Annotated in this window: 23 protein-coding genes, 1 pseudogene and 1 riboswitch; of the genes and pseudogenes, 7 read left to right on the top strand and 17 right to left on the bottom strand. The window is 69.8% G+C overall.

Going from position 1 to position 26,755, the window contains the following annotated elements; translation table 11 throughout:
• Positions 1 to 52: 52 nt before the first annotated feature.
• The 4 genes from bla to ABZ826_RS12520 form a co-directional block, all read right to left on the bottom strand.
• On the bottom strand, positions 53 to 967 hold the full coding sequence (gene bla / locus ABZ826_RS12505; RefSeq protein WP_361446247.1) for a class A beta-lactamase: 915 nt from the start codon (positions 965 to 967) through the stop codon (positions 53 to 55).
• A gap of 282 nt (positions 968 to 1,249) precedes the next feature.
• Positions 1,250 to 2,122: a DMT family transporter gene (locus ABZ826_RS12510; RefSeq protein ID WP_361446249.1), complete on the bottom strand. Its 873-nt coding sequence runs from the start codon at positions 2,120 to 2,122 to the stop codon at positions 1,250 to 1,252.
• 192 nt (positions 2,123 to 2,314) lie between these two features.
• Positions 2,315 to 2,968, bottom strand: a complete 654-nt coding sequence (locus tag ABZ826_RS12515) for an HD domain-containing protein (RefSeq protein ID WP_361446251.1) — start codon at positions 2,966 to 2,968, stop codon at positions 2,315 to 2,317.
• 94 nt (positions 2,969 to 3,062) lie between these two features.
• On the bottom strand, positions 3,063 to 4,142 hold the full coding sequence (locus ABZ826_RS12520; RefSeq protein ID WP_361446253.1) for an NAD(+)/NADH kinase: 1,080 nt from the start codon (positions 4,140 to 4,142) through the stop codon (positions 3,063 to 3,065).
• Positions 4,143 to 4,470: 328 nt separating this feature from the next.
• On the opposite strand from ABZ826_RS12520, the gene ABZ826_RS12525 reads away from it, so the two are divergent.
• On the top strand, positions 4,471 to 5,298 hold the full coding sequence (locus ABZ826_RS12525; RefSeq protein ID WP_361446255.1) for an alkaline phosphatase family protein: 828 nt from the start codon (positions 4,471 to 4,473) through the stop codon (positions 5,296 to 5,298).
• Between the two features lie 172 nt (positions 5,299 to 5,470).
• Here the strand turns inward: ABZ826_RS12525 and ABZ826_RS12530 are convergent, their stop codons facing one another.
• On the bottom strand, positions 5,471 to 6,868 hold the full coding sequence (locus ABZ826_RS12530; protein WP_361446257.1) for an APC family permease: 1,398 nt from the start codon (positions 6,866 to 6,868) through the stop codon (positions 5,471 to 5,473).
• Positions 6,869 to 7,216: 348 nt separating this feature from the next.
• On the opposite strand from ABZ826_RS12530, the gene ABZ826_RS12535 reads away from it, so the two are divergent.
• Both ABZ826_RS12535 and ABZ826_RS12540 read left to right on the top strand, forming a co-directional pair.
• Positions 7,217 to 7,534 (top strand): hypothetical protein, encoded by a 318-nt coding sequence (locus ABZ826_RS12535; RefSeq protein WP_361446259.1) that lies wholly within the window; start codon positions 7,217 to 7,219, stop codon positions 7,532 to 7,534.
• Between the two features lie 155 nt (positions 7,535 to 7,689).
• Entirely contained in the window at positions 7,690 to 8,340 is a 651-nt protein-coding gene (locus ABZ826_RS12540; RefSeq protein WP_361446261.1) for a DUF2461 family protein, read from the top strand.
• 138 nt (positions 8,341 to 8,478) lie between these two features.
• Here ABZ826_RS12540 and ABZ826_RS12545 read toward each other — a convergent pair whose 3' ends face one another.
• Positions 8,479 to 9,210, bottom strand: a complete 732-nt coding sequence (locus ABZ826_RS12545) for a LysM peptidoglycan-binding domain-containing protein (RefSeq protein WP_361446263.1) — start codon at positions 9,208 to 9,210, stop codon at positions 8,479 to 8,481.
• A gap of 4 nt (positions 9,211 to 9,214) precedes the next feature.
• Positions 9,215 to 9,388: riboswitch (cyclic di-AMP (ydaO/yuaA leader) on the bottom strand.
• A gap of 690 nt (positions 9,389 to 10,078) precedes the next feature.
• Here ABZ826_RS12545 and ABZ826_RS12550 point away from each other — a divergent pair.
• A complete protein-coding gene (locus ABZ826_RS12550) occupies positions 10,079 to 11,740 on the top strand; it encodes an ATP-binding cassette domain-containing protein (protein ID WP_361446265.1) in 1,662 nt (553 codons plus the stop codon).
• 78 nt (positions 11,741 to 11,818) lie between these two features.
• Here ABZ826_RS12550 and ABZ826_RS12555 read toward each other — a convergent pair whose 3' ends face one another.
• On the bottom strand, positions 11,819 to 12,493 hold the full coding sequence (locus ABZ826_RS12555; protein ID WP_361446267.1) for a DUF305 domain-containing protein: 675 nt from the start codon (positions 12,491 to 12,493) through the stop codon (positions 11,819 to 11,821).
• A 100-nt stretch (positions 12,494 to 12,593) separates the two neighbouring features.
• The gene (locus ABZ826_RS12560) at positions 12,594 to 14,099 is read right to left on the bottom strand and encodes an alpha/beta fold hydrolase (RefSeq protein ID WP_361446269.1); all 1,506 of its coding nucleotides are present in this window, start codon (positions 14,097 to 14,099) and stop codon (positions 12,594 to 12,596) included.
• Positions 14,100 to 14,155: 56 nt separating this feature from the next.
• On the opposite strand from ABZ826_RS12560, the gene ABZ826_RS12565 reads away from it, so the two are divergent.
• The 3 genes and pseudogenes from ABZ826_RS12565 (at position 14,156) to glpK (ending at position 17,243) form a co-directional block, all read left to right on the top strand.
• The gene (locus ABZ826_RS12565; RefSeq protein WP_361446271.1) at positions 14,156 to 14,629 is read left to right on the top strand and encodes a MarR family transcriptional regulator; all 474 of its coding nucleotides are present in this window, start codon (positions 14,156 to 14,158) and stop codon (positions 14,627 to 14,629) included.
• Positions 14,630 to 14,835: 206 nt separating this feature from the next.
• On the top strand, positions 14,836 to 15,681 hold the full coding sequence (locus tag ABZ826_RS12570) for an MIP/aquaporin family protein (RefSeq protein ID WP_361446273.1): 846 nt from the start codon (positions 14,836 to 14,838) through the stop codon (positions 15,679 to 15,681).
• Positions 15,682 to 15,726: 45 nt separating this feature from the next.
• Positions 15,727 to 17,243: pseudogene (glpK, locus tag ABZ826_RS12575) on the top strand (glycerol kinase GlpK).
• A 62-nt stretch (positions 17,244 to 17,305) separates the two neighbouring features.
• On the opposite strand, the gene ABZ826_RS12580 reads toward glpK, so the two are convergent.
• The 9 genes from ABZ826_RS12580 to hypB form a co-directional block, all read right to left on the bottom strand.
• Positions 17,306 to 17,767: a hypothetical protein gene (locus ABZ826_RS12580; RefSeq protein WP_361446275.1), complete on the bottom strand. Its 462-nt coding sequence runs from the start codon at positions 17,765 to 17,767 to the stop codon at positions 17,306 to 17,308.
• Positions 17,677 to 18,129 carry an alpha/beta fold hydrolase gene (locus ABZ826_RS12585; protein WP_361446277.1) on the bottom strand — a complete coding sequence of 151 codons (453 nt, stop codon included), beginning with the start codon at positions 18,127 to 18,129 and terminating at the stop codon, positions 17,677 to 17,679. Before ABZ826_RS12585 ends, ABZ826_RS12580 begins: the two co-directional genes overlap by 91 nt.
• Before the next feature lie 403 nt (positions 18,130 to 18,532).
• A complete protein-coding gene (locus tag ABZ826_RS12590) occupies positions 18,533 to 19,759 on the bottom strand; it encodes an MFS transporter (protein WP_361446279.1) in 1,227 nt (408 codons plus the stop codon).
• A gap of 2 nt (positions 19,760 to 19,761) precedes the next feature.
• Complete coding sequence (locus tag ABZ826_RS12595; protein ID WP_361446281.1) at positions 19,762 to 20,391, bottom strand: pyridoxal-phosphate dependent enzyme; 630 nt, start codon at positions 20,389 to 20,391, stop codon at positions 19,762 to 19,764.
• Between the two features lie 480 nt (positions 20,392 to 20,871).
• Entirely contained in the window at positions 20,872 to 21,981 is a 1,110-nt protein-coding gene (hypE, locus tag ABZ826_RS12600) for a hydrogenase expression/formation protein HypE (protein WP_361446325.1), read from the bottom strand.
• 4 nt (positions 21,982 to 21,985) lie between these two features.
• Positions 21,986 to 23,113 (bottom strand): hydrogenase formation protein HypD, encoded by a 1,128-nt coding sequence (gene hypD / locus ABZ826_RS12605; RefSeq protein WP_361446283.1) that lies wholly within the window; start codon positions 23,111 to 23,113, stop codon positions 21,986 to 21,988.
• Positions 23,110 to 23,430, bottom strand: a complete 321-nt coding sequence (locus ABZ826_RS12610; protein ID WP_361446285.1) for a HypC/HybG/HupF family hydrogenase formation chaperone — start codon at positions 23,428 to 23,430, stop codon at positions 23,110 to 23,112. Before ABZ826_RS12610 ends, hypD begins: the two co-directional genes overlap by 4 nt.
• Before the next feature lie 52 nt (positions 23,431 to 23,482).
• Positions 23,483 to 25,918: a carbamoyltransferase HypF gene (hypF, locus tag ABZ826_RS12615; RefSeq protein ID WP_361446287.1), complete on the bottom strand. Its 2,436-nt coding sequence runs from the start codon at positions 25,916 to 25,918 to the stop codon at positions 23,483 to 23,485.
• Positions 25,915 to 26,754: a hydrogenase nickel incorporation protein HypB gene (gene hypB / locus ABZ826_RS12620; protein ID WP_361446289.1), complete on the bottom strand. Its 840-nt coding sequence runs from the start codon at positions 26,752 to 26,754 to the stop codon at positions 25,915 to 25,917. Before hypB ends, hypF begins: the two co-directional genes overlap by 4 nt.
• Position 26,755: the final 1 nt, after the last annotated feature.

Raw genomic sequence — 26,755 nt, forward strand, 5'->3', positions numbered from 1 at the left:
GTGTACGCCTCCGCCGCCGCTCAGCCGGTTGCTCGGGTGGCCCGTCGCGGTTTCAGGCGAGGGCCTCCGCCAGGACGGCGGCCGTCTCGGAGATCACCAGGTCGTCCGCCGCGGCGTCGGCGTCGGCGTCGCGCTTGGTGGACAGGACTGCCAGCACGATCGGCCCCTGGCCCGGTTGCCAGGCAATGGCCACGTCGTTCGCGGTCCCGTAGCTGCCGGTGCCGGTCTTGTCGCCGACGGTCCAGCCGTCCGGAAGGCCCGCGCGCAGGCGTTTGTCACCTGTCGTATTGGCCAGCAGCCACCCGGTCAGTCGCTTCCGGTCCCTCGTCTCCAGGGCACGCCCGAGGACGAGCCTCGCATAGGTCTCGCCGATCGCGCGGGGAGTGGTGGTGTCGGTCACACGGCCGGGCTCCGCCGAGTTCAGTTCCGGCTCCCAGCGATCCAGCCGGGTCACCACGTCTCCGACGGACCGGCAGAAGCGAGTGACGGACCTCGGTCCGCCGAGTTCCTCCAGCAGGAGGTTCGCCGCGGTGTTGTCGCTGAACGAGATGGCGGCCCCGCACAGGGCCTCCACCGTCATCCCGTGCGCGAGATTCTCCGGTTTGCCCGTCACCGGCGCCCCCTTCGCCCTCTCGATGTCCTGTTCCGTGTAGTGAATGACCTTCGACAGGAACGTCCCGTCATGGTCCAGGTCCCTCAGGACGGCCCCGACAGCCAGCGTCTTGAACGCCGAACACATGGGAAAGCGCTCGTCGCCCCGATGCACGACGCTCCTGCCCGTCACCGTGTTCCACCCGAACACCCCCAGCCGAACGGCATGTTCCCGCTCCAGAGCCTGCAACTCCCGTTCCGTCGCGCTCCCCGGACCGACGGCGTGCGCGGCCGACGTCATGGGACCGGCGGCCAGCACCGCCCCCAGGCCCCCGGCGAGTACCGCACGGCGTGACGCGTTCCTGTTCGGCCTCAAGATCTCCGTCCCTCCTTCTCGTTCACCTTCACTTCCTGCAAATGACGTGCCCTGCGGGCCCACCGGTTGCACTCGTCGGCAACCAGGCCCGGTCCAGGCCCTGTTCACGTGGCGAAGCCGCCGATGTCGTCGCTCCGAGCGAAACGCACCTCCAGCTCTCGTGACAGGCGCGGCGGTCCCGGGCGACGAGGCCGGTCCGGGCGCGGTCGGGGCCGGGTCTGTTCGCACGGCCCAAGTCCGTGACGGAACGGAACCATGAGGGCCGCCGAGGGCGATTCCCCGTCACTCGGCCGTGGCGAGCCGATCCTGTGGATGGACGGTGACGAGAGCGATCCCCCCGCAGCACACCGCGAGCAGCAGCAGTTCGGTGGCCGACGGCGCGGGCGCGGTGTGCAGCGCCCAGTCGCCGAGGCGCACCGTGAACGGGACGGCCAGCTGCACAGCGGCCGTGAAGACCGGTCCGCGCAGCAGGATGAGCCGGTGTTGTACAAGGTAGGCGGGCGCGTAGAGAGCCGCGCCCAGCACGACGACACCGCCGGTCGCGGCGGCTGTCGGCGGGTGGGCAATCAGGGCGGGCAGGGCCATCGGGAGCAGCAGACACGTGGCCGCGGCGAGCAGCACGGGCAGTACGGCGAGCGGCGGCAGCCCCGGCAGCCGTTCCCGGTACAGGAACCCGTACACCGCGAACGCCGCGGTGGCGGTCACCACCATCAGCAGTCCCTCCCCGTCCAGGTCTCCCGCGTCCGCGCCGAGCGCCGCGTACCCGGCGGCAGCCGCACAGGCCAGGATCGCCCCCGCCGCCTTGCGCGGCCCGGACCGTTCCCCGAAGAAGACCGCGCCCACCGCCACCGAGGCGCATGGCATCAGTGCGACGACGAGGTTGGTCAGCGACGTTCCGATGCGCGGGATCGCGAGGAGGGTGCCTGCCGCGTAACCGGCGAAGCCGAGCAGGCCCAGCAGCCACATGGTGGCGGGGCGGGCGGCGGCCCGGCGCAGATCGGCCCGGCCGGCCGTGCTGGAGGCGGCGGCGGCGGTGAGCACCGCGCAGCACACCGCGGTGCGGCCCACGGCGACGATCAACGGGTCCGTCCCGGAGACCAGGGCGCCGGAGAGCAGCCAGGTCCCGGCGAGCAGCAGGACGAGAGCACCCGGCACGGCGTGGCCTTTCCGCAGGCGGTCGAGGGACGGACTGCGGAGCTCGGGCCGACAGGTTGCCCGGTCCCCTGTGGCCGTCACCCGCCCGATGGTTGTCACGGCTCTCGTCCACGCCGAGGAGCCCCGGCTCGGACCACCATCATGGTGTGCCCGGAGACAGCCGTCCACCGGCTCGTGTCCCCTGCCGCGACGTCACTCCGGCCAGGGGGAATCCAGGATGGTGTCCACGAAGTCGCCCCGCTCGAATCCGGGTGTGTAACGCTGCAGGACATCGGCCTTCACATTGCCGAAGGTGGTGTCCGGCTTGGGTTCGATGCCTTCGGTGAAGGCCCGGAGAATGCGCTGTTTGAAGTCGGGACGGGGATGCAGGGCAACGATCGAGTCGCGGTCCGCGTCGCTGATGTCCCCGTACCCGATGCCGAGCACGTCGTACTCCACCCCCGCGGTCACCAGGGCGACCTCGGGTTCCATGTACTGGGGGATTCCCGGTGTCGTGTGGAGCGCGATCGACGTCCAGACACGACGGATGCTGTCCTCGGGCACGCCGTGGCTCTGCAGGAATCTCCGTGCCTCGTCGGCGCTGTCCACCTCGAACCGGCGCTCGCTGCCCCGGAACTCCTCGTTGAGGCCCAGGTCGTGGAACATGGCCCCGATATAGAGCAGTTCCGGGTCGAAGCTCAGTCCCTTGTTGCGGCCCTGCAGACTGCCGAAGAAGTAGACACGGCGGGAGTGGTGGTAGATCAGGTCGTCGGTCGTGTCACGCACCAGTTCGGTGGCCGCGGCGGCCAGTCGGGTGTCGGGCACCGTCACTCCGGTGACGGACGCGAGGTCGGCACTGCTGGTCATATGGACTCCTTCTTCGTACGGCATGTCGGATCCTCTCCTGCGAATGTCGGGGCTTCTCGTCCGATTCTTCAGCCGCCGACCCTTCTCCGACCGGTCAGCCGTCGGCGCCGTCCGCCCTGTCCGCCAGGGAGAGATGGAGATGGGCCAGGTCGTACGGGACGGGCCCGTCGTGGCGGAAGAGGGGCGGGCTCTCCCCGTCGGCGGCCGTCGCCGGGGCGTCCGTGAGGCCCAGACGCGTGCGCAGTCGCCCGAAGAAGTCGTGCGGACCGAGCCTGATGACGCGCAGACGACGCGGTGCCGCGTACACCCCGATCCAGTCTCCGGCGTGCAGTACGCCGCGCAGCTGACCATCGATCGTGACCGCGCCCTGCCCCGAATGGGCCAGGACCCGCACCGCGACCGGTTCGTCCGAGGCGGCGACGACGGTGCGATTGAAGGTCATATGCGGTGCGACGGGCGTGAAGAGGACGGCATCCATGCGAGGTGAGACCACCGGGCCGCCCGCGGCGAAGCTGTAGGCGGTCGACCCGGTGGGCGTGGCCATGATCACGGCATCGGCCGAGTACGAGGCGAGGAGCCGACCGCCGATGTAGACGCCGAGGCTCACCTGCCGGTCGCGCGCGAGTTTCTCGATGACGACGTCGTTGAGGGCCGTGACGTCCAGCGCCACCCCCCAGCCCTCCGCCGCGGCCTCCGCCTCCCGGTCGACCTGGGGAGGCGGCAGCATCGGGCGCTGTCCGTAGCCCATCAGGGCGTCGATGTCCTTGGGCACTTCGAGTACGCGGGAGGCCCGCATCGTGAGCGTCATGCGTTCCTCGACGTCGGCCTGTTCGTGGTGGACGGCATCGAGCGCCCGGACGACGTCCGCGGCCCGCACCTCGGTCAGGAAGCCAACCCGGCCCAGGTCGATCCCGAGGACGGCGGCACGGTTCTTGGCCGCGATCCGGGCACCGCGCAGAAATGTTCCGTCGCCGCCGAGCGTCACGATGAGATCGGGGTTGCCCGCGACATCCGCCTCCTCACGGCCGCCGCGCCGCCGTGCGTCGTCACGCCATACGTCGATCTCCGTGCACGGGATGCCTTCGCCCGCGCACCACCCGCGCACGACGTGCTCCGTGGCGACGGCCTCGGGACGGCCCCGGTGGACAACGACTCCCACCCGCTCGACACTCATCTCGCTCCGACTCCCCTGTTCCGACGATGTGGCGATGTCCTGCTCCCACCTTGACCGCCCAGGGGTGTGCCGGCCCGGTCGCCGGGCCGACGGACGTTCCCCGGTCAGGCGATCGGGCCCCGGAGCGACCTGCCCGCCGTGCGGGCAGACTGATGGAGAAGGGTTCGTCCGCTCTTCATGTACGGGACGCGGCCGGGTCCACGCAGTGGTCTCCGGGCCAGCGGCGCCCCGCACCCCGTGCCCTCGTCGTTTCTGTCCGGAGGGCTGTCATGACCGCAGTCCGGCGTCCAGGCGCAGTCGACGTCACCTCGCCGCGTCGGCCGGGACCGTGGCGCTCGCCGCTGCGATCGGCCTCTGGGCCACCACCGGTTCGCCGGCACGTACCGCCGCCCTGCCGGCGCCCGATCATGTGGTGGTCGTGGTGATGGAGAACCGCGCCTACAGCCAGGTGATCGGCAGTTCCAGCGCTCCGTACATCAACCACACGCTGAAGGCGGGTGGTGCGAACCTCACCCGGTCCTTCGGGCTCACCCATCCCAGCGAGCCGAACTACTACATGCTGTTCTCGGGCTCCGACCAGGGCCGCACCGACGACAGTTGCGTGGGCGTCGGTTCCCTGTCCGCACCCGATCTCGCGTCCGAGCTGATCGCCGCGGGAAAGACCTGGGCCAGCTACAACGAGACGCTGCCCAGCCAGGGTTCGACCGTCTGCAGCAGCGGCGACTACGCCCAGAAGCACAATCCCTGGTTCGGGTTCTCCAATGTGCCGACCAGTCCCGCGAAGACCATGACGCAGTTCCCGGCCGATTTCACGAACCTGCCGAAGGTGTCGTTCGTCGTGCCGAACCTGTGCGACGACATGCACGACTGCTCGGTGGCCACCGGCGACACATGGATCAAGAACGAGCTGGGCGCCTATGCCGCCTGGGCCAAGACCCACAACAGCCTTCTGGTCGTCACGTTCGACGAGGACGACAAGCCGTCGGGCAACCACATCCCCACCGTCCTCTACGGAGCGCACGTCACCCCCGGCAGCTCCAGCGGTGCCACCTACGACCACTACGACGTCCTGCGCACCCTGGAGGACCTGGCCGGGCTGACGACACACGCCGGCAACGCGGCCTCGGCGTCCGACATCACCAGTATCTGGGAGTGACGGCGGTGTGTCTCGCGGACTCCCGCCGCGCCGAAGCCGCCGCGATCGTCCCGCACGGCGCGGAGCACGGCCCGCCGGCCGATGACGTCCGCCGTCGTCCCGGCCCACCCGGGGGGTGACGACTCGACGGCCGGGACGGGGGAACCGTCCCCGTCCCGGCCGTCCGGTGTGGTCAGGACCGCACGTCCTCCGGAATGCTGACCAGCCATCGGGTCTCCCCGCGGGGCCGCAGGTAGAGCGCCCAGTAGAGCGTGGCGACCGCCGTGATCCCGCCGGTCCACAGCAGGTACTCGGTCTCCTGCTGGGTCAGGATGTACGCGAGCACGGCGATGAGCAGCAACGGGATCGCGGGCCACAGCGGCATGCGCCAGGCCGGCGCCTCACGGTGCGTGCCGCGGCGGCACAGCAGGGCGGCGACCGCGACCAGCAGATACATACCGGTGACGGAGACGCCGGTGACGCCGTACAGGGTGTCGAGGTTGACGAAGCAGAGCGCCGCTCCGGGCACGCCGACGACCAGGGTCGCCACCCATGGGGAGCCGAACCGGCCGAGGCGGGACAGCGCGGCGTTGACCGGCTCGGGCCAGGCCTTGTCACGGGCGGAGGCGAACAGGACCCGCGAGTTCTGGATCACCATGACGATGCCCGCGTTGATGATCGCGAGAGCGACGCAGAGGCTGACGAACGTGCCGACGGCCGAGTTGGACCAGGCGGCGACCATGGTGTTCAGGTCCCCGGAGGTCAGGGCCGCGAGGTCCGGGGCGCCGAGCGTGATGGCGATGACCGGGACGAGGATGACCGCCGTGGAGATGGCGAGGGTGGCGAGCACGGTACGGGCGACGTTGCGCCGCGGGTCCTCCAGTTCCTCCGAGAGGTAGACGGCCGTGGAGAAGCCCTGGGTGATGAAGAGTGCGATCGCGAGCCCGGAGACCACCATCATCGCGGTGACCGTGGAAGTCGTTCCGCCCGACGAGGCGACCGACCCGTGCACCAGCGCGGAGGCCCCCCGCTCGGAGTGCGCGAACCCGAGCACGGCGACGACGCCCGCCGCGATCACCTCCAGGACGAGGAAGATCCCGGTGATCCACGCGTTGGCCCGCAGGTCCAGGAGACCGGCGAGGGTGGCGAGCACCATGACGCCCGCGCCCGCGGCGGGGGCCGGAATGTGCACGACGGGGGCGAGGTAGTCCGCCGTTCCCATGGCGATGACCGGGGGCACGATCATCACGACCAGCAGGGAGAGCACGAAGACGAGCCATCCGGCCAGCCGTCCCGCCATGGTCGACACCATGGCGTACTCGCCGCCCGCGCTCGGAATGAGGGTGCCGAGCTCCGAGTAGCAGAAGGCGACCGCGATACAGAGCAGTGAGCCGATGGCGATGGTGAGGGCGGTGTACGTGCCGAGGCTGGAGAACAGGTCCGGAACGACCACGAAGAGGGTCGAGGCGGGCGTCACGCAGGAGAGCGTGAGCAGTGTTCCGCCCACGACGCCGATGGAACGCTTGAGCTTCTGTGGGGTGGGGCCGGTCGCCGGCGCGAGCGCCTGGGGAGCGCTGAGCGTTTCGGTCATCGTGCGATTCCGATCAACAGGTGCGGTGTCTGAGCACGGGAGCGGTATCGCCTCCAGACGAGGACGTGGTGAGTGGTTTCATCGCTCCCAGCGCGATATGCAATCCTGACGAGTTCCGCAGGTCAAGAGCTGTTCACCTTCGGAATTCGTTGTTTCGGAAGCAGAATTCAACTGTTTGGCGTTAAGAAGGCGTCAATCTGTTGGGGATCGGCGGGTACGGGAACCGCAGCCGGATCCCGTGGAAAGTTTTGCCCGTCCCGGATACCGGAAGGGTGCGGCGCCCCGGGACGCCCTGAAGCCGGGCTTGCGCGGGTCGCGCATCCACCGTCTTGGTGCCAGCCTGAATACATGGCTTGGGCGTCATGGACGACTCGCGGTGTGTTCTCCGGGCACGGTGGCGTGCTGACGGAAGAGGTCGGCGTCCTGTCCGGGGATCTGACCGTCCACACGACCTGGGCCGATGACACGGCCCAGGTGACAGTGCAGTACACAGGGGCGATCGACTGGTTCACCATGTCCGGCAGTCCGGTGCCGTGCTGCTCGGAGGATGACAGCCGGCGTCTGCACGACGCGGTGGTGCGGTCCGTTCGGGAGGGAGAGGCGGCCACGGTCCCCGGACCGCCGCCGCAGAACTCGGAGCGGCCCACGGAGAGCGCCCAGGAATGACGGTGACGTCGCCGGGCGTCCGGTGGGGCGCGGTGCCCCGCGTGGGCGCGTCGGACGCCGCACGGGCACGACGACCGGACGCACGTCGCGGGTCGCTGAGGGCTGACCCGTCATCGCAAGCGGGCGCGCGGCCCTGCTTCATTAGGATCCATTGCATGAGCACAGCATTCAGCGGCTGGACAGAGCAGGCATTCGAGCTGCTTCTGCAACTGGAGGGCGCGCCTTCGCAAGAGACACGCGAGAAGCTCAGGAAGGACCGGGAACGCCTCGTCCGGCAACCCATGATCGCGTTGCTGAACGACGTGGCGGACGCGGACCAGTTGTACGAGGACTTCTCCGTCTGGGGGTTCCGCAAGGATCCGTGGTGGTGGCAGCATCAGGCGGCGGTGATCCGGATCGCGCGCAATGTCCAGATAGGGCTGCGCTTCGACCTCGACGGGCTCCGGATCAGCGGCGGCTGGAGCTATCCGGATCCGGGGCAGATCCCGTTGTTCCGTACGGCAGTTGCCGCGCGAGAGAGCGGACCGGAGCTGGTGCGCGCCGTCGGGGCCCTGGAGGCGCGAGGGTATGAGATCACCGGTGACGTCATGCAGCGCGTGCCGCGTGGTCACGACGCCGGCCATCCGCGCGCCGCTTTCCTTCGGCACCGCTCGGTGTCCGCCGCCCGTCCCCTCGGCGGGGACTGCGCCGAGCACACGACGGCGCTGGTCGGCTCCGTGCTCGTGGCGGCGGAGGAATTGGCTCCCCTGCTGTCCTGGCTTGCCCGTCATGTGACCGTTCCGGGCTCCCGTCGGCCTGCCACGTGACGTCGCCGCCGTGTAAGGCCCCCTGCCGACGAGCTGCCGAAAGGCGGTCCCTGACCGGGTGGGTGGTCCGCTGCCGGGAGAAGTGTCCGGCCTCTCGCCACCCGTCGGTCCTGAACCGCCTTTCTGTGCCGCTGTGCGTCAGTACGCCCCGAAGACGTTGTCGATCGAACCGTACTTGTCGGCGGCGTAGTTGCACGCTGCGGTGATGTTGGCGACCGGGTCGTAGCTGTCCATGGACGTGCCGGGCACGTGGTAGGCACGGAACGTCGGGTCGATGATCTGCAGAAGGCCCTTGGAGGGCGTTCCCGCCGCGGCGTTCGAGTCCCAGTTGTTGATGGCCCGCGGGTTGCCGGAGGACTCGCGGATGATGTTGCGGTGGATGCTGTCGTAGCTGCCGGGGATACCGTGCTGGGCCATGACGGCCAGCGCCTCCCTGATCCAGCCGTCCAGATTGTTCGCGTACGTCGCGGGCTTTGCCACCGAGATGGTCGCGGCCGATGCAGCGGCGGTTTTCACAGTGGACGCGGCGGGGGTGGCTGCCCCGATGGTCAGCGTCATGCCCGGGACAATCAGTCCGGGATTGTCGCCGACGACCTTTCGATTGTCCGCGTACAGCTTCTGCCAGCCACCGCTGAGGGAATGGGCTTTCGCGATCTTGGCAAGAGTGTCGCCGGCGACCACGGAATACGTTGCGGGTGCAGCCTTCTGCACGGAAACTTCCTTGGCGGTGGCGGCCTGCGCCGGCGCGGCGGAGGCGAAGCCGGCACCCACCAGCGGAAGTACGAGGGCGACTCCGCCGGTGGCCGCGGCGATGAAACCGCGGGTCAGCGAGGTGGACGTGCGGCGACCGTGCTTACCCGTTGTGGACATGCTGAATTCCTCTCCGTCGCCTGCGAGGTGAGCTGTCGGGTTCGGACTGGAGATGTCCGGCCGCACGTGAATGCGGCTTCACCCCGAGCCGTTCCGGATACCGGACCGGCGGCTTACCTGGGTCCCCCGCTCCTGCCGAACATGAGTGGGTCGGATTCTCGGACGGCGGCAGGATTTGGCGTTCCGTCCGGATTGACGGTGACCGTAGGCGAGAAACACCGAAAGGAACAAGCCCCTATTTTTGGATCACATTTCATTTGCAAGATCGAGTAACTGAATTCGCCGTAATCCACCTCACACCGCGCGACCAAATTTCGTTGCACAGAAGGGAAGCGCGCCGACTGCCGAGCGCTTCGGAACCCAAAACGTGACTCACACCACGAAGCCACAAAAGGGACATTTCTTTCGGATCCCAAATGGTGCGGTCGATGGATAAATCCACCTTTATTGACGAAGTTATTAATTTCGGACAAATCGCTCATATCGAGACATTCGACCGCCGGTGCGAAGGCTCTCCGCTCCGGCACACCGCTCACCGGACCGACCTCGTCCGACGGGGGCTCCGTCACCTCGGGGCTTTGCCTTTCGTCCCGCGGCTCGCTATCGTCCCTGGCGGCCCTGTTGTCTCCGATAGAGGTGGACGTTGCGCATCTGAGGTTCGCGAACATCGCGCCGTACGGCTCCTGCCGTACGCCCGTCACGCAGTAGCAGTGTTTTCTCCTGCCCGTGACCCCGCGCGGATGCGACCTCGGTGCCTCAGCCGTCCTTCGACCTTCCGGACTGCCGCACCCTCCTTCTCGGCACGGTCGCTGCGTGGTGCTCGCATACGAAGCCCCCATTCACCACGCTTGCGACTGCGAGGATCATCATGGCGACACCCACTGCCCCCAGCGCTTCGCTCACCTGCTCCGCTCTGTCCTTCCAATGGCCGGACGGCACGACCGTCTTCGACGGCCTCTCGCTCAGCATCGGCCGGGGCCGCACCGGTCTCGTGGGGACCAATGGCGCGGGCAAATCCACCCTGCTGCGACTGCTGGCCGGCCGACTTCACCCCACCCAGGGCTCGGTCGCGGTCGGCGGCAGCCTCGCCTACCTGCCGCAGAACATCACCCTCGACACGACGCTGCGTGCGGACGAGGCCCTCGGCATCGCCGAGCGGCGCGCCGCGCTGCGCGCCATCGAAACCGGGGATGTGGACGAGAAGCACTTCGAGACGATCGGCGACGACTGGGACGTCGAGGAACGCGCCGTGGCGACCCTGAGCTCCCTGGGACTCGGCAACATCGAACTGGACCGAACCGTGGCCCAGTTGTCCGGAGGCGAGACCGTCCTTCTGCGGCTGGCCGCGCTGCTGCTGGAGCGTCCCGACGTGCTGCTGCTGGACGAGCCGACCAACAACCTCGATGTACTCGCCCGGCGCAGGCTCTACGAGGCCGTCGACAACTGGCGCTCCGGTGTGCTGGTCGTGGTCAGCCACGACCTCGACCTGCTGGAGCGCGTCGACCGCATCGCCGAACTCCGGTCCGGTTCCGTGAACTGGTACGGCGGCGGCTGGTCGGCCTACCAGGAAACCCTGAGTATCGAACAGGAGGCCGCCGGAAGGATGTTGCGCGCCGCGGAGGCGGATGTGCGCCGACAGAAGCGCGAACTGGAGGAGACCCAGGTGAAGCTGGCCCGACGCCAGCGTCAGGGGAGGAAGACGGAGGCCGACGGCGGGCTCCCGAAGATCCTCGCCGGCCGCCGGAAGCGGTCCGCGCAGGAGTCCGCGGGAAAGCTTCGCGGCCTCCAGGAGGACCGGCTCAGCGAGGCGCGCGACCGTCGTGAGGAGGCCGCGGACGCGATCCGTGACGATGCCGAGATCCGAGTGAGCCTCCCCCACACCGCCGTTCCCGCCGGCCGCACCGTGCTGAGCCTGCACGAACTGCGCCCCCGGTTCGGCCAGCTGCACCAGGGCGACCTCCATGTGCACGGGCCCCAGCGGATCGCGCTCGTCGGGCGCAACGGCGCCGGCAAGACGACACTGATGCGCACCCTCACCGGCGAACTGGCTCCGCTGTCCGGCGAGGCCAGGACGTACGTACCACTGCGATTCCTTCCGCAGCGGCTGGACGTGCTGGACGACGACCTCAGTGTCGCGGCGAACGTGGCCCGGATGGCTCCCGGAGTCACCGACAACCACATCCGCTCCCAGCTGGCACGCTTCCTGTTCCAGGGCAAGCGCGCGGAACAGCCGGCGGGCACCCTCTCCGGGGGAGAGCGCTTCCGTGCCGCGCTCGCCGCGGCGATGCTCGCCGCACCGGCCCCGCAGCTGCTGATGCTGGACGAGCCGACCAACAACCTCGACATCGCCAGCGTGCGGCAGCTGACCAGCGCACTCGAGTCCTACGAGGGAGCGTTGCTGATCGCGAGCCACGATCTGCCGTTCCTCGAATCGGTCGGCATCACCCGCTGGCTGGTCCTCGGGGAGGAGCTCCAGGACACCACCGCGGAGGAGGTGGGCGACCTGCTCGCGGCGTCGGAAGCGGGCTGAGCAGTCACGTGACTCCGTGGAACACGTACGGGAGGGGGTGCGGGCCACGTGAGGCCGGGGCCCGCCCCCCGCCAGGGGTCAGAGCCTGGCGATGATCTTGTTCATCTTCTCGATCTCGGCCGTCTGGGCGGTGATGACGGCGTCGGCGAGCTTCTTCGCGTCGGCGTTGCCGCCGTTCTTCCGCTCGGTCTCGGCCATGGTGACCGCGCCCTTGTGATGGCCGATCATGAGCTGCGCGAACTTCTTGTCGAAGTCCTTGCCCTTGGCCGCCTCAAGGCCGCTCATGTCCTTGTCGGACATCATCCCGGGCATCCCGGAGCCGTTCGAGCCATGGTCCATGCCAGGCATGTCACCCATCGAGGACGAGGCCGCGGGCAGCGGCTCGCCCCAGGACTTCAGCCAGCCCTTCATGGTGCTGATCTCGGGGTCCTGGGCCTTCTCGATCGCGGCGGCCAGCACCTTGATCTCGGGGTCGGCGGCGCGGCCGTCGGCCAGCTTCGCCATCTCGATGGCCTGCTGGTGATGCGGGATCATCTGCTGCGCGAACTCCACGTCCGCGGCGTTGAACGCACCGCCGGGAGTGGCCGACGCGGCGGCACTGCCGGAGCCGTGGTCCATGCCGGGCATGGACGAGCTGTCGGACTTGGAGCTTTCCGAGGAGCCACAGGCCGCCAGCGTCAGAGCGAGCGCGGCAACAGTGCCGACGGCCGCGAGCGTGCGGCGGAGGGTGGCGGAGGACGGAGAAACGGACATCACGCGTTCTTTCCAGGTGGATTGCGCCACATCGGTGGCGCGCGAAAGGGACAGGAGCATCCGGCCGTCCGGCCGGACGGCCGGGAACGGCGGACAACTGTCACGTCCGCGCGATGCACACCTGGAGCAGTAGATCCCTGCCGGCGAAGGGCGGCCCCCGCCGTGCCGGTCCGCACACCTCCGTGCGCCGTCTCCCGAGCACCCACAGGGCCAGGACCACCAGGCCCAGCGCCATGAGCAGCGGCAGCAGCCGATCGCGGGCGTGGGTGAATACGCATGACTCACCGCTCGTCGCGGGCATGACGGCGGCGGCCTGCGCCGGGCCGTGCTCGTCCGGCATGGCCGTGTGGGCCGCACCCGTCGTCATCGACATGTGCGGGTCCGAGGCCGCCGTCGGGGCACCGTGACAACCCTCGGCGGCGCTCGTGGGAGCCCCGTGCATGAGGAACAGACCGCACAGGACGGCACACAGCACGAGCAGCCGGGACACTCCCGGTGTACGCGCGCCTCTGTGGTCCACGGCTGCCTCGCATGCTCGGTCGTACGGGTTCTGAGGTACGCGCCCGACGATACCCCCAGAGGGTTTCCCCGTCCTGTCGTACCCCGTCCTGTCGCAGCCTTGTCGGCGTACGGCGTACGGCGGGTCCTCGGCCGCGCACGGGGCGTGGGACGGCTCACTCGACGCTTCGGGCACGCGCCCATGCGACGTCGCTGAGCAGGCGCAGACCATTGAGGCATCTACGCGTTGTACGACGACCACGTCGCTCCACCCGCCGTCACTCCCCCGAGCGATGACGGAGTCCAGGAACCCCCCGAGGATCTCATCGAAGGCCTCCGGTCGTTCCATGTTGGGGAAGTGCGCGGCACCCTCGACGGTTGCGGCACGCCCGTCGGCGACTGTCCGTACGAGGCGCTGGGCCATGCCGATATGGTCGTCCGAATCGATGCCGCCGCTGATGGCCAGTACCGGGATCGTGATGCTCGCCACCCGCGCCCAGGTGTCCGGCACGGGCCGGCGCCAGTCGCGTTCGTCGCCGGTGTGCTTGGCGACCGTCCGCACGGTCATCTCGCGCAGTCGGCGCACGACGGTGGGGTCGACATCGCCGAGCGTGCGGCGCGGACCGGCGGCGAAGAGCATGGAGGCGTCGATCCAGCCTCCGACGTCACCGGCGGCCAGGGCGCGGGCCTGGTCGGCCAGGATCCCCTCGGCCCAGGGGTCCTGGAACTCGGGCTCGCTCGTTCCGGCACCACTGACGACCAATGCGCGCACCAGATCGGGGTGTTCGAGCGCGGTGTCGACCGCGGTCGCCGCACCCATCGACACCCCGACGAGGATCGCGGGACCGGCGTCGAGGTGGCGCAGCAGTGCGGCCAGGTCGTCCGTGTGACGGAACGGCCCACCGGCGTTGGACGATGCGCCGTGTCCACGGGCGTCCGGCACGACCACCCGGTGGCGCCGCGCGAGAACCGGCACCTGGTCGTCCCACATGCCGTGGTCGAGGAAGCCGGCGTGCAGCAGCACCAGCAACGGGCCCGCCCCGTTGTCCCGGTAGCGGAGGAGGCCGTCCTCGGTCTCGTAGGAGAGCAGGCCTGAGGTAGCAATCATGACAACCAAGGTGCCATCTGCTCACATATTGGCAACCTAGGTGTCATGATGACCGGGTGACCGACAGCGACCCGCCCCTGACCCCCGACGATCTCGCCCAGCGACTCACGGAGGTGTTCACTCTTGTCGGCCCGCTGTACAGACGGGTGCAGCGCAAGGTGGAAGAGGCCGCGCCGATCGAAGGCCTCTCCGTCGGCGTGCGCGCTGTCCTGGAGCTGCTGCGCGAGCACGGGCCCATGACGGTCCCGCAGATGGGGCGCGCACAGGCGCTGAGCCGGCAGTTCGTGCAGCGCATGGTCAACGACGCCGCGGCGGGGCAGCTGGTCCGGATCGTCCCGAACCCCGCCCACCAGCGGTCGTCGCTGATCCGGCTCACCGATGGCGGCAGGGCGGCGATCGACGCCGCCCTCGCCCGCGAACAGGACCTGCTGCGCCGGGTGGACGGGAACCTGACCGACGCCGACGTGACGGCCTGCGTCCGGGTGCTCGGCAAGATGCTCGATCTCTTCGACAACGTCGACGTGGACTGAGAGATCGGCGGTGCCGCGGTCGCTCCCAGGGGGTGAGCCGGAAGGAGGACGACCCGGCGCCCCGGCCGGCGGCACGGGCAAACGCGCGTCAGGCGCCGGTCCACCGGCGGCCTTCCGTCACCGAGTGCGGAACCATTTCTCCGCGTCTACGCTCATATCTGGATCTATGCCGCCAGCAGTCGTGACGCGACAGGAAGCGAGTTCCCATGGAGCGGCTCAAGACATCGGGACTCGCTGGGGAACTCTCGGCGGAGTTCCTCGGCACGTTGGTGCTGATCCTCTTCGGCTGTGGTGTCGTGGCCCAGGTCGTCGCGGGCGGTGCGCTCACCGAACCGCCGGGAGGCCTCGGGAATCACGACAGCATCGCCTGGGCATGGGGCCTCGGAGTCACTCTGGGCGTCTACGTGGCGGGCAGACTGAGCGGGGCGCACCTCAACCCCGCTGTGACTCTTTCGCTCGCCGCTTTCAAGGACTTCCCTTGGAAGAAGGTGGCTCCCTACACGCTTGCCCAGTTGGTCGGGGCCTTCATCGGGGCGCTGCTGGTGCGTTGGAATTACACCGAGGCTCTGGCCAAGGCCGACCCGGGGCACACGATCAAGACGCAATTCGTCTTCTCGACGCTGCCCGCCAACGGGAACACCGCGCTTCCGGTTCATGAATGGGGAGCGCTGCGGGACCAGGTCATCGGCACCGCCATTCTCATCCTGCTGATCTTCGCGGTCACGGATCTGCTCAACACACCGCCGGGCGCCAACATCAGCCCGTTCATCGTGGGCCTCATCATCGTGGCCATCGGCATGGCATGGGGCACCAATGCCGGATACGCGATCAATCCGGCGCGTGACCTCGGCCCCCGGCTCGCAAGCTTCCTCACCGGCTACGAAGGGGCGTGGCGGGACCAGTACGGGAAGCTGTACTTCTGGGTGCCGATCGTGGGCCCGCTCGTGGGCGGCTTGATCGGCGCGTTCGTCTACAAGGCCCTGATCGGCCGATTCCTGCCGGGCGCCGAACCGGAGCCGGAGGGCAGCATCCCCACGCCGCCGGAGAAGTGACGCCCGGTTCCTTCTTCGGGCGCGACTCAGGAGAGGCAGCATGTCATGGCGGACTTCATCGGCGCGGTGGATCAAGGCACCACCAGCAGCCGCTTCATGATCTTCGATCACGGCGGAAACGAAGTGGCCAAGCACCAGTTGGAGCACGAGCAGATCCTGCCCCGCCCCGGCTGGGTGGAGCACGACCCGGTGGAGATCTGGGAGCGCACCAACTCGGTGATGCAGAACGCCCTGCGCACCGGCGGTCTCGGCGCCACCGATCTCGACGCCATCGGGATCACCAACCAGCGCGAGACCACCGTCGTGTGGGATCCGCGCACCGGCCGTCCGTACTGCAACGCGATCGTGTGGCAGGACACCCGGACCGACTCGATCGCCAAGGCCCTGGAGGACGAGGGGCATGGCGAGGTCATCCGGCGCAAGTCGGGGCTACCGCCGGCCACGTACTTCTCCGGCGGGAAGATCAAGTGGATCCTCGATCACGTCGACGGAGTGCGTGAGGCCGCGGAGCGGGGCCGCGCGGTGTTCGGGAACACGGACAGCTGGGTGCTGTGGAATCTCACCGGCGGTCCCGACGGCGGCATCCACGCGACGGACGTCACCAATGCCGGCCGTACGATGCTGATGGATCTGGAGACGCTCGACTGGGACGACGAACTGCTGGGCATCTTCGGCATCCCCAGAGCGATGCTGCCGGTGATCAACCCGTCCTCCGACGCCGAGGCGTACGGCCGCACGCGCACCTCCCGGCCCTTGCGGGCGGCGATCCCGGTCACCGGGGTGCTCGGCGACCAGCAGGCGGCCACCGTGGGGCAGGTGTGCTTCGAGCCGGGCGAGGCGAAGAACACGTACGGCACCGGCAACTTCCTCGTGCTCAACACCGGCACGAAGCCGGTCCGGTCGCAGCACGGGCTGCTCACCACCGTCACCTACCGGTTCGGTCGGAACCCGGCCGTCTACGCCCTGGAGGGCTCCATCGCCGTCACGGGTTCCGCCGTGCAGTGGCTGCGGGACCAGATGAAGATCATCACCGAGGCCGCGGAGAGCGAATGGCTCGCCCGGACGGTCGAGGACAACGGCGGGATGTACTTCGTGCCCGCGTTCTCGGGCCTCTTCGCTCCGTACTGGCGCTCGGACGCCCGCGGCGCCATCGTCGGCCTCGCCCGCTACAACACCACGCCCATCTGGCACGGGCCACTCTGGAGGCCATCTGCTATCAGAGCCGCGACGTGGTGGAGGCCATGGAGCAGGACTCCGGTGTCCATCTCGACGTGCTCAAGGTCGACGGCGGGGTCACGGCCAACGACCTGTGCATGCAGATCCAGGCGGACGTACTCGGGGTGCCGGTCAGTCGCCCGGTCGTGGCCGAGACAACCGCGCTGGGAGCCGCGTACGCGGCGGGCCTCGCCACCGGTTTCTGGCGCGACGAGGGCGAGTTGCGCGAGCACTGGCAGGAGTCGAAGCGCTGGGAGCCGCAGTGGAACGACGAGCAGCGCGCCGAAGGGTACGCCGGCTGGAAGAGGGCGGTCGAGCGCACCCTCGACTGGGTCACCGTGGACTGACGTCAGGGGTTCGACGACCGTACGGGCGTGCCCGGCGGGGCGCGCCCGTACGGTGAGGCCGGTCAGGCCCCGGTACGCAGTCCTGCCAGCAGTTGGTAGACGGTTTCAGTGCCCTGGCGCAGGGCTTCGACGCCGATGTGTTCGTCGGTGCCGTGCATGCGCTTGAGCATGTCCCGGTTCACGGTGAACGGGTACATGCCGTAGACGGGTATGTTCTGCTCCCGGAACGGCACCGCGCTGGTGACTGCCTCGAACTGGCAGGCGGTGGCGCGTACTCCGGGATGCGTCCGGCGTACGGCTGTCTGCCAGGCGCGGAAGACGTCCGTGTCGTAGCTGGAGTCGGGCACCGCGAGATAGCCACGCAGCCGGTCCAGAGCCTGCTGCTCGCTCTCGCCGGGGTTGCCGACCACGGTCGGCGTCGCCCGTTTGCCGATCAGTGAACGCAGTTCGGCGACGACACGGCCGGGGTCGTCGGCCCCCGGCAGGAACGCCGCCCGGAATTCCGCCGTCGCCGTGCCCGGCACGATGCTCGGGTAGTAGCCGGACTGTGCGGAGAGTCGGGATCCGCCAGCAGCTCCGGGTCGGTCAGCCCGACCCCGGTGACGAAGGCTCGGGCGTCCTCCACCGTCACGTCGCCGCCGTCGCCGTGGAAGTCGCCGGGACACTGTCCTGCCACCGCGCACAGCCGCGCGACCGGCACTCCGGCGTCGAGCAGCCGGCAGCATGTCTCGTACGCCGGCAGCGCGCCGAGGCTCACACCGATCAGTACCAGCCGCCGCCCGCCACGCGACGCACGTACCTCGGCCGCCACCGCATCCGCGTAGGCCGCCATGTCGGTGACGGGTTCCTCGTCGACCCGGGTGCCGCGGCCCGGCGGTGTGATCAAAAAGCGCGAGTGCGGTGTCCTCGGGCAGCCGGCCCCGCCAGCTCACGAACGTCGAACCGTGGGCGCCGGTGGGCGCGAAGCAGACGACGAAGGTGCCGTCCCGGCCCGACGGCGGCTCTTCGCCCGGCATGCTCAGCCATGGGACGTTCATGCCTGTTCCTCCTCCTGGATCTCGCGGCACAGCGCAGCGATCGCGGTGACGGTGGGTGCACCGAGGATGCGGCGCAGGGGGCGCGTCGGCCCGCCGTGCTCGCCGGCCGGTCGTCCACGGTGAGCACGGGGTCGTCGCCCTTGGCCGACAGATGGTTGAGCATCCCCTGGTGTTCGACAGTCGCGGCCCTGGGGCGGCCGGGGCTCCTTGACGAGGGGATCGATGGTGGTGAGGCGGTCCGGGCGGGGTGCTTCAGCCATCGGTGTCACGCGGTCCGCGCAGCATCACAAGGGGGACGAGCGCGCCGAGCAGCAGTACGCAGGCGAGCGCGATCCAGCCGGCCGTGCCGAGGGCGAGCACGACGCCGGTCATCAGCACCGGGCCGGCGACCCGGTTGGCGACCGTCCGGCTGGTGTTGAACAGCACCAGGTAGGCGCTGCGCGCCCCCTCAGGTGCCAGGTCGAAGGAGAGCGTCCACGAGGCGCCGACCTGGAGCAGTTCGGCGAACGTCAGGAGGACGACGGCGGCGCCGAGCACCAGCAGTGCCCCCCGCGTCCCGAAGCCCGGCGCGGCGGCGAAGGCCAGGGCACCGAGGGAGAGCAGCAGCGCGGCGGTGGCGTACGAGTACCACGCCCGGCGCGTCGTGCTGCAGCAGCGGTTGAGCGGGTACTGGAGGGCGATGCACAGCACGGTGTTGACGGCGTACAGAATGCCGACGTAACGCTCCGGAACGTCCGTCTCGGTGACGAGCCACAGCGGGAAGGCCACGTTGAGTACCGGCATCCACAGCGACACCAGCGCGTTGTACGCCGTGAAGCCCAGCAGTCGGCGGTCCTTGAGCAGATCCGCGACACGGGCGCTGTCGACGGCGATCGCGACCTCCTCGCTCCGCGCGGTGGCGTACACCGCGGACACCACCACATAGGCGAGTGCGCCACCGATCAGCAGCGGCCGGAAGGCTCCGGGCGCTCCGGAACCGAGGGCGACTCCGGCGATCAATCCGCCCAGACTGATGCCGAGGTTGACGACGGTGCGCTGTACGGCCATCACCTTGGCGCGCAGGCTCTCGGGGGCCCGCGCACCGACGTACGACTGCACAAGAGGGGGCGAGGACTGCTCGGTGACGGCGATGACGGCGACCACGAGGAGAAAGCTCCACCAGCCGTCCACCCACAGATAGCCGACGGTGGCCAGCGCGCGGAGCAGCATCACGGCGATCAGCACGGACTTCGGCCCGAAGCGTCCGGCCAGCCGGGCGATGGGCACGGCGGCAGCGACTGCGACGGCTCCGCCGATCGTCAGGCCGGTGCCGACGGACGAGGTGCTGAGATGAGCGACCTTGACGAAGTAGATGGTCGAGACGGCAAGGAACAGTCCCGTACCGGTCCACTCGATCAACGTGGCACCCTGGACCAGTGGCAGGAACTGCCGATAGCCGGTTCCCGTCCGACTCCGGTCGAGGGCGGTGCTCGTGCCCATGGTCAGTGCTCCTGGCACTCTCGGTCGAAGAAGAGTCCCTCGCTGCGCAGTTGGTTCACGGCGGTGGTGATCTCCTTGGCAACGCCCTGCTCGGCCGCCCAGTCGTCGGAGTGGAGGGTGTCGCGGTACTTGCCGCCGCCGTCGGCGGCCAGGCACACCGGGAGCCGGCCGTCCGTGCGGTCGTTCTCCAGGTCGGTCAGCAGCGCGCGTACGGCACAGCCGCTGGAACCCCCGAGGACGACTCCCAGGTCCTCGGCGAGGATACGGCGGACTGCGATCACCTCGATGTCGTCGACGTGCACGACGCGGTCGTAGCTGTGCGGCCCCTGGAGGAAGGCCGACGGCCGGCCGGCCCCTGTGCCCGGTATCAGGCGGCGCCCGGCACTGCCGGCGACGGCGAGCGAGATTCGTAGGTCCACCGCGACCGCGGCGACGTCGGACCGGTGCTCGCGCAGATGCGCGCTGATGCCGGCCAGGCGCCCCACAGCGCTGCGGTCCTTCACCGATCCGGTGGGGCCGCGCTCCTGCGGCTTCAGTCCTGGACGCCGCGTCCTGCCCCGGTGGGCGACGTTCAGGCGAAGTGAGGGAGTCCTACGCAGGGCCCGTACGAGGCCGGGTTCGACACGCGGCACTGCTTCCCCCTGGGCGATGCGTCGTTGACCTTTTCGGTGGTTCGACCGGACTGCTTCGCTGCGCGCACTCAGACCTTAGGCACGCACCCCCCGGTGTCACCACGCCCGGGTTCCGGGCCCCTGTCGCGCTTGGCCAGAAGAGCGCTTGACGCCTCCCGCACCGCATCGCCCCCGCACTGCCGATACCGGCGCCGAGGGAGGTACGCCCAGGGTCTTTCGTTTGGATCAGGCCGGATCGGCGAGCGGGGTCCGGCGCCGTGGGTCGCAAGGCGGAGGAGGGAGTCATGGCAGAACCATGGCGATCGACGACAACGCGGCGCGGCACGGCATCGGAGCACGCGAGCCCGGCCTGATCCACACGAGAGGCCCTGGGTGGCCGGCCGCGTGCGGGGCGCGGCCGGCCACTCGAAATGGCCGGTTCGGTTCCGTGGCTGACGGTACGGCGGCAGGGCGTCGGCCCCGCACGGCGTGACACGGCCGTCAGCAGATCCGCGGCAGCTGCTCCCCGACCGGCAGGTCGACCACTCGGGTGCCGCCCAGCCCGGTGCGGGCCACCACCATGCCGGGGTGGGCTGCCACCGCCTCCCCGATCACGGCCGCGTCCCGTCCCAGCGGGTGCGCGCGCATCGCCTCCAGGACCGCGTCGGCGCTTTCGCGCGGGACGAACGCCACCAGCTTTCCCTCGTTGGCGACGTACATCGGGTCGAGCCCCAGGACGGCGCAGGCATTGGCCACCGGCGCAGGGACGGGGACAGCCCGTTCCTGGATCACGACTCCGGTGCCCGAGGCCGTCGCGATCTCGTTGAGGGAGGCGGCGAGCCCGCCACGTGTGGGATCGCGCAGTACGTGCAGCTCGGGGGTGACCGCCAGCATGGCTTCCACGAGCCCGCCCAGGGCGGCGCAGTCGCTCTCGATCTCGACACCGAACTCCAGGCCCTCGCGCACGCTCATGATGGCCACGCCGTGGACGCCGACCGCCCCGCTGACGATCACGACATCGCCCGGTTCGACCCGCTGGGGACGCAGATCGACGCCGGGCGGGATGAGACCGATACCGGCGGTGTTGATGAAGATGCCGTCTCCGTGACCGGCCTCGACCACCTTGGTGTCCCCCGTCGCCACCTCGACACCCGCGTGGCGCGCGGCGGCACCGAAGGCGTCGGCCACGCGCGCCACGACGGAGAGCTCGACGCCCTCCTCCAGGATGTATCCGCAGGACAGATAGGCGGCGCGCGCGCCGCTCATGGCCAGGTCGTTGACGGTGCCGTTGACCGCGAGGTCACCGATGCTGCCGCCGGGGAAGAACAGCGGCCGCACCACGAAGGTGTCGGTGGAGAAGGCCAGGCGGGCGCCGCCCAGCCGCACGGACGCCGCATCGCCCATCTGCGCGAGCGTCTCGCCTCCGAAGGCGGGGGCGAAGATGTGCTGGACGAGTTCGGCGGAGAGGGCGCCGCCACCGCCGTGCCCCATCACGATGCGCGGGTGGTCGCGGAGCGGAGCCGGGCACGTCCATGCCGTGGGATCGAGTGACGGGACGCCGGAGGCGGATTCCCCCTCGGCGGTCGCGGCGCCGCGCGTGGACGTCTCGATGGTCTCAGACAACGGGGATCGCCTCCACGGGCACCGTCGTGTCGATGTCCAGCCGTCGGTAGAGGTAGTACGCGGCGCAAGCGCCCTCGCTGGAGACCATGGTGGCCCCGAGTGGGGTGCGAGGGGTGCAGGTGGTGCCGAACACCTCGCATTCATGGGGTTTCAGCAGGCCCTGCAGCACCTCTCCGCTGCGGCACTGCGCGGGTTCGCGGGTGTTGATGCCGGTCACCGAGAAACGGTATTCCGCGTCATAGTCCCGATATCGCGGGGAGAGCCGCCAGCCGCTGTCGGGAATGACGCCGATGCCGCGCCAGGCCCGGTCGGTGACTTCGAAGACGTCCTCCAGCATGCTCAGTGCGGCCGGGTTGCCCTCGGGGCGCACCGCGCGCGGGTAGGCGTTGTCCACGGTGTGTTCGCCGCGTTCCAGCTGGACCACGGTCCGGCGCACCCCTTCCAGGATGTCCAGCGGTTCGAATCCGGTCACCACGATCGGGACGCGGAAGCGTTCGGCCAGTGCGGGATACTCGCCCACGCCCATGACGCTGCACACGTGCCCAGCGGCAAGAAATGCCTGCACCCGGCAGTCCGGCGACCTCATGATCGCCTCGATCGCCGGGGGCACCCGGACGTGGGACACCAGCAGACTGAAGTTGCGGATGCCGAGCCTGCGTGCCTGATAGACCGTCATCGCGTTGGGAGGGGCGGTGGTTTCGAAGCCGATTCCGAAGAACACGACCTCCCGGTCCGGGTTCTGCTGGGCGATCTTCAGTGCGTCGAGCGGGGAGTAGACGACGCGCACGTCGCCGCCCTCACCACGGACCCGGAAGAGGTCACGGCCGGTTCCGGGGACGCGGAGCATGTCGCCGAAGGAACAGAAGATGACCTCCGGACGGGAGGCGATCTCCAGTGCCTTGTCGATGACCTCCAGCGGGGTCACGCACACCGGGCAGCCCGGTCCATGGATCAATTCCACCTGATAGGGGAGGAGTTGATCGATGCCGTGCCGGATGATGGTGTGGGTCTGACCCCCGCACACCTCCATCAGGGCCCACGGCCTGGTCACAGTGGAGTGGATCTCGTCGAGCAGCCGTCGGGCCAGTTCGGGGTTCTGGAATTCGTCGATGTACTTCACTGCCGAGCCTCCTGCGGTGCCTCACCGAAGCCGGGCATCGGGGCTCCGCCCGCCTCGGCCGCCATTTCCCACGGATCACCGAACTCTTCCTGCAGCAAGCCGAGTTGGGTGAAAAGCTCCAGGGTCTGCCGGGCCGACTCCTCGTCCAGCTTCTGCAGCGCGAACCCCACGTGGACAATGGCGTACTCGCCCACCTCGAGGTCCGGCAGATACTCCAGACACGCTTCCTTGACCACTCCGCCGAAATCGACGGTGGCCATTCGGGTACCGTCCCGTTCCTCGATCTCCAGCACTCTGCCGGGCACCGCCAGGCACATGGCTTCTCCTCGCTGTGGTTGGTCACCTGCCCGGCCCTGCCGGGACACGCCGTCAGTGGGTGGCTTCGGTCTCCCGCGCCGTGTTGGAACGGCCGTCGGGTGTTCGGGTGGCCCGGCTCCGGGCGGCGATCACCACCTGCCCCAACGCGAGTCCCCCGTCGTTCGGGGGGACACGGTGGTGGCGCAGAACGGTGAAGCCGTGCCCGCGAAGCGTCCGGGCGCATTCCGAGGAGAGCAGGGTGTTGGCAAACACTCCGCCGGTGAGGGCCACGGTGTCCAGGCCGTACTGCTCACGCGCGAGGACACAGGTGCTGCGGACGAGTGCGGCGACCGCCGTGTGGAAGCGCGCCGCGACGACTCCCGGTTCGGTGCCCGCACGCACGTCGTCGACCACGGCCGACAGTACGGGCGCGGGGTCGGCGATCAGCGCCGCCCCGCTGCCCGGGTCGGGTACCCGCAGAGCGAAGTCGTATCCCTCGCGGTGGCCCTCGGCAGCCTGGAGCGCGGCCGTTTCGAGTTCGATGGCGGCCTGGGCCTCGTATCCGGCCCGGTGGCAGATACCTGCGAGGGAGGAGACCGCGTCGAACAGCCGGCCCATGCTGGAGGTGGGGACGCAGTTGAGATTCCGCTCCAACTGCCGTTCCAGCGGCCCTCGTTCATCGGGGGGGCAGGCCATCGTGCACGGCAGGTCCCGCGCCCACCCGATCCCCGCCGCGCGCAGATGGGCCAGAGCCATGCGATAGGGACGCCGCACGGAGGCGTCACCGCCCGGCAGCGGAACGTATGCGAGATGTCCGAACCGGTGGTATCCGTCGTAGTCCGCCAACAGGATCTCCCCGCCCCACACGGCTCCGTCGTCGCCGTAGCCGGTGCCGTCGAACGCGACGCCGATCACCCGCCGGCTGCCGTCCAGGCCGTGTTCGGCCATCGTGGAGGCGATGTGCGCGTGGTGGTGCTGCACGCGCACGACCGGCCGCTCACCGGCCAGGCGCCGGGTCAACTGCCCCGAGCGGTATCCGGGATGCCGGTCCACGGCCAGGACGCCGGGCCGCACCCCGGTGAGGGTCTCCAGTTGTTGCGCCGCGCGCTCGAAGACGTGTTGTGTGGCGAGGTCGTCCATGTCGCCGATGTGGGCGGACAGCCAGGCTCTGCGCCCCTTGGCCAGACACAGGACGTTCTTGAGGTCGCCCCCGGCGGCGAGCCCCGCCGGTACCGGGAAGGGAAGTTCGAGGGGCCGGGGGGCGTATCCGCGGGAGCGGCGCACGATCAGCTGTTCGCCGTCGCAGACACGGACGACGGAGTCGTCGCACGGGACCCGGATCGGGCGGTCGTGGGTCAGCCAGGCGTCGGCCAGGCCGTGGAGCCGCTCCAGTGCTTCGGCGTCGTCGGTGACGATCGGCTCCCCGGCCACGTTGCCGCTGGTCATGACGAGGAGGCGCGGCCCGGCCGGGTCGCCGGGCAGGCCGAGGAGCAGGTGATGCAGAGGGGTGTAGGCGAGCATGACACCGAGGTCGGGGCTGCCCGGGGCGACGTTGTCCGACGGGACCGGGGCGCCCGGCACGGCGGCGCGCGCTCGGCGCCGCAGCAGGACGATCGGCCGGGCGACGTCGGTGAGCAGGGCCCGCTCCTCGACGCTCGCACGGACGACGTGCTCGATGTCGTCGATGCCGCGGGCCATGAGGGCGAACGGCTTGTCGCCACGTGCCTTGCGACGGCGAAGCTCGGCCACGGCCCGGGGGTTGCTCGCGTCACAGGCGAGGTGGTAACCGCCGAGTCCCTTCACGGCGAGAATCGCGCCGCCGGACAGGAGTTCGCGGGCCGCGGCGACCGGGTCCGCGGCATGGGTGCGTCGCGGGGTCGTGCCCGGATCGGGGTGCGGCACCAACAGGTCGAGCCGGGGTCCGCAGCGGAGGCAGGCGACCGGCTGGGCATGGAAGCGGCGGTCCGCCGGGTCCGCGTACTCACGGGCGCACTCGTCGCACATGGGAAAGCCGGCCATGGTGGTGTGCGCCCGGTCGTACGGCAGCCCCGTGACGATGGTGAACCTCGGGCCGCAGTTGGTGCAGGTGATGAAGGGGTGCCGATGGCGCCGGTCCGCGGGGTCGGCCAGTTCGGCGAGGCAGTCGGCGCAGGTGGCCATGTCCGGCGGGACCAGTGTGCGGGAGGGTCCGCCGGTCCGGGAGGCGACAATGGCGAAGCCGGTGCCGCCCGCGGCCGGGACCTCCCGGTGCTCGACGGATTCGAGGACGGCCATGGGCGGCGCGTCCGTCGCGATCCCTTCGCAGAACAGGGCCACGGCAGCGGGTGATCCCTCGACTTCCGCGACGACGCCCTCGGGAGTGTTGGTGACATGTCCGGCCAGGCCCATCGCGAGGGCGCGCGAGTAGACGTAGGGCCGGAATCCGACGCCCTGGACGACGCCTCGCACCGTGACCCGGCGACGTTGCGTCGGCTCGCCCGAGGCCCGGCCGGACCGTGGCGCCGTCACGCGCGGGTCTGCGCCGCGGCGCCGGGCGCGCCCGGTACGGCGGCCTGCTCGCCCCGACCGGTATGCGTGCGGGACCGGTCCCGGTCGTCCGCGCCGTGCTCCGTGTGTGCGTGGGTATGTGCGTGGGTGTGGGTGTGGGGGGAAGGGTGCTGCCGGGCCATGACGGGCCGGTGGACCGGGGCGCCGTTCGCGGCGTCCAGCGCCCGGTCGAGGAGCACCCCGACGCCGTCGCCGCGCCGGGCGGAGGTGAGGAGCACCTCCACCCCGGGGTTGACCTGCTCGACATGGGCGCGGAACGCGTCCTCGTCGAACTCCACTGCCTCGGCAATGTCCGCCTTGGTGACGAGGACGAGATGCGCGAGGCCGAAGGCGGTGGGGTACTTCAGCGGCTTGTCCTCGCCCTCGGTGACCGAGGCGAGGACGACCCTCAGCGTTTCGCCGAGGTCGTAGGAGGCCGGGCAGACCAGGTTGCCGACGTTCTCCACGAAGAGGAGCCGGGTGTCCTCGGGCAGCCATCCGTCGAGGTGCCCGCTCAGCATGTGGGCCTCCAGGTGACAGAGCCCGTCGGTCAGCACTTGCTTGACCAAGGCTCCGGAGCGGGCCAGGCGCGTGGCGTCGTTCTCGGTGGCCAGGTCGGCGGTCAGTGCCGCGACGGGCACGCCCGTCTCGCGGGCCAGCACCAGTTCGCGTTCGAGCAGTGCCGTCTTCCCGCTCCCCGGGCTGGAGAGCAGATTGACCACCGCTGTGCCGCGGCCGGCGAGTTCGGTGCGCAGGTGCTGCGCGGTCGTGTCGTTCTTCGCGAGTACCGCCTGTTGCAGATCGACCACACGGCACATG

Origin of the sequence: Streptomyces sp. NPDC047515 (genome assembly GCF_040643055.1) — a bacterium.
Classification (GTDB): domain Bacteria; phylum Actinomycetota; class Actinomycetes; order Streptomycetales; family Streptomycetaceae; genus Streptomyces.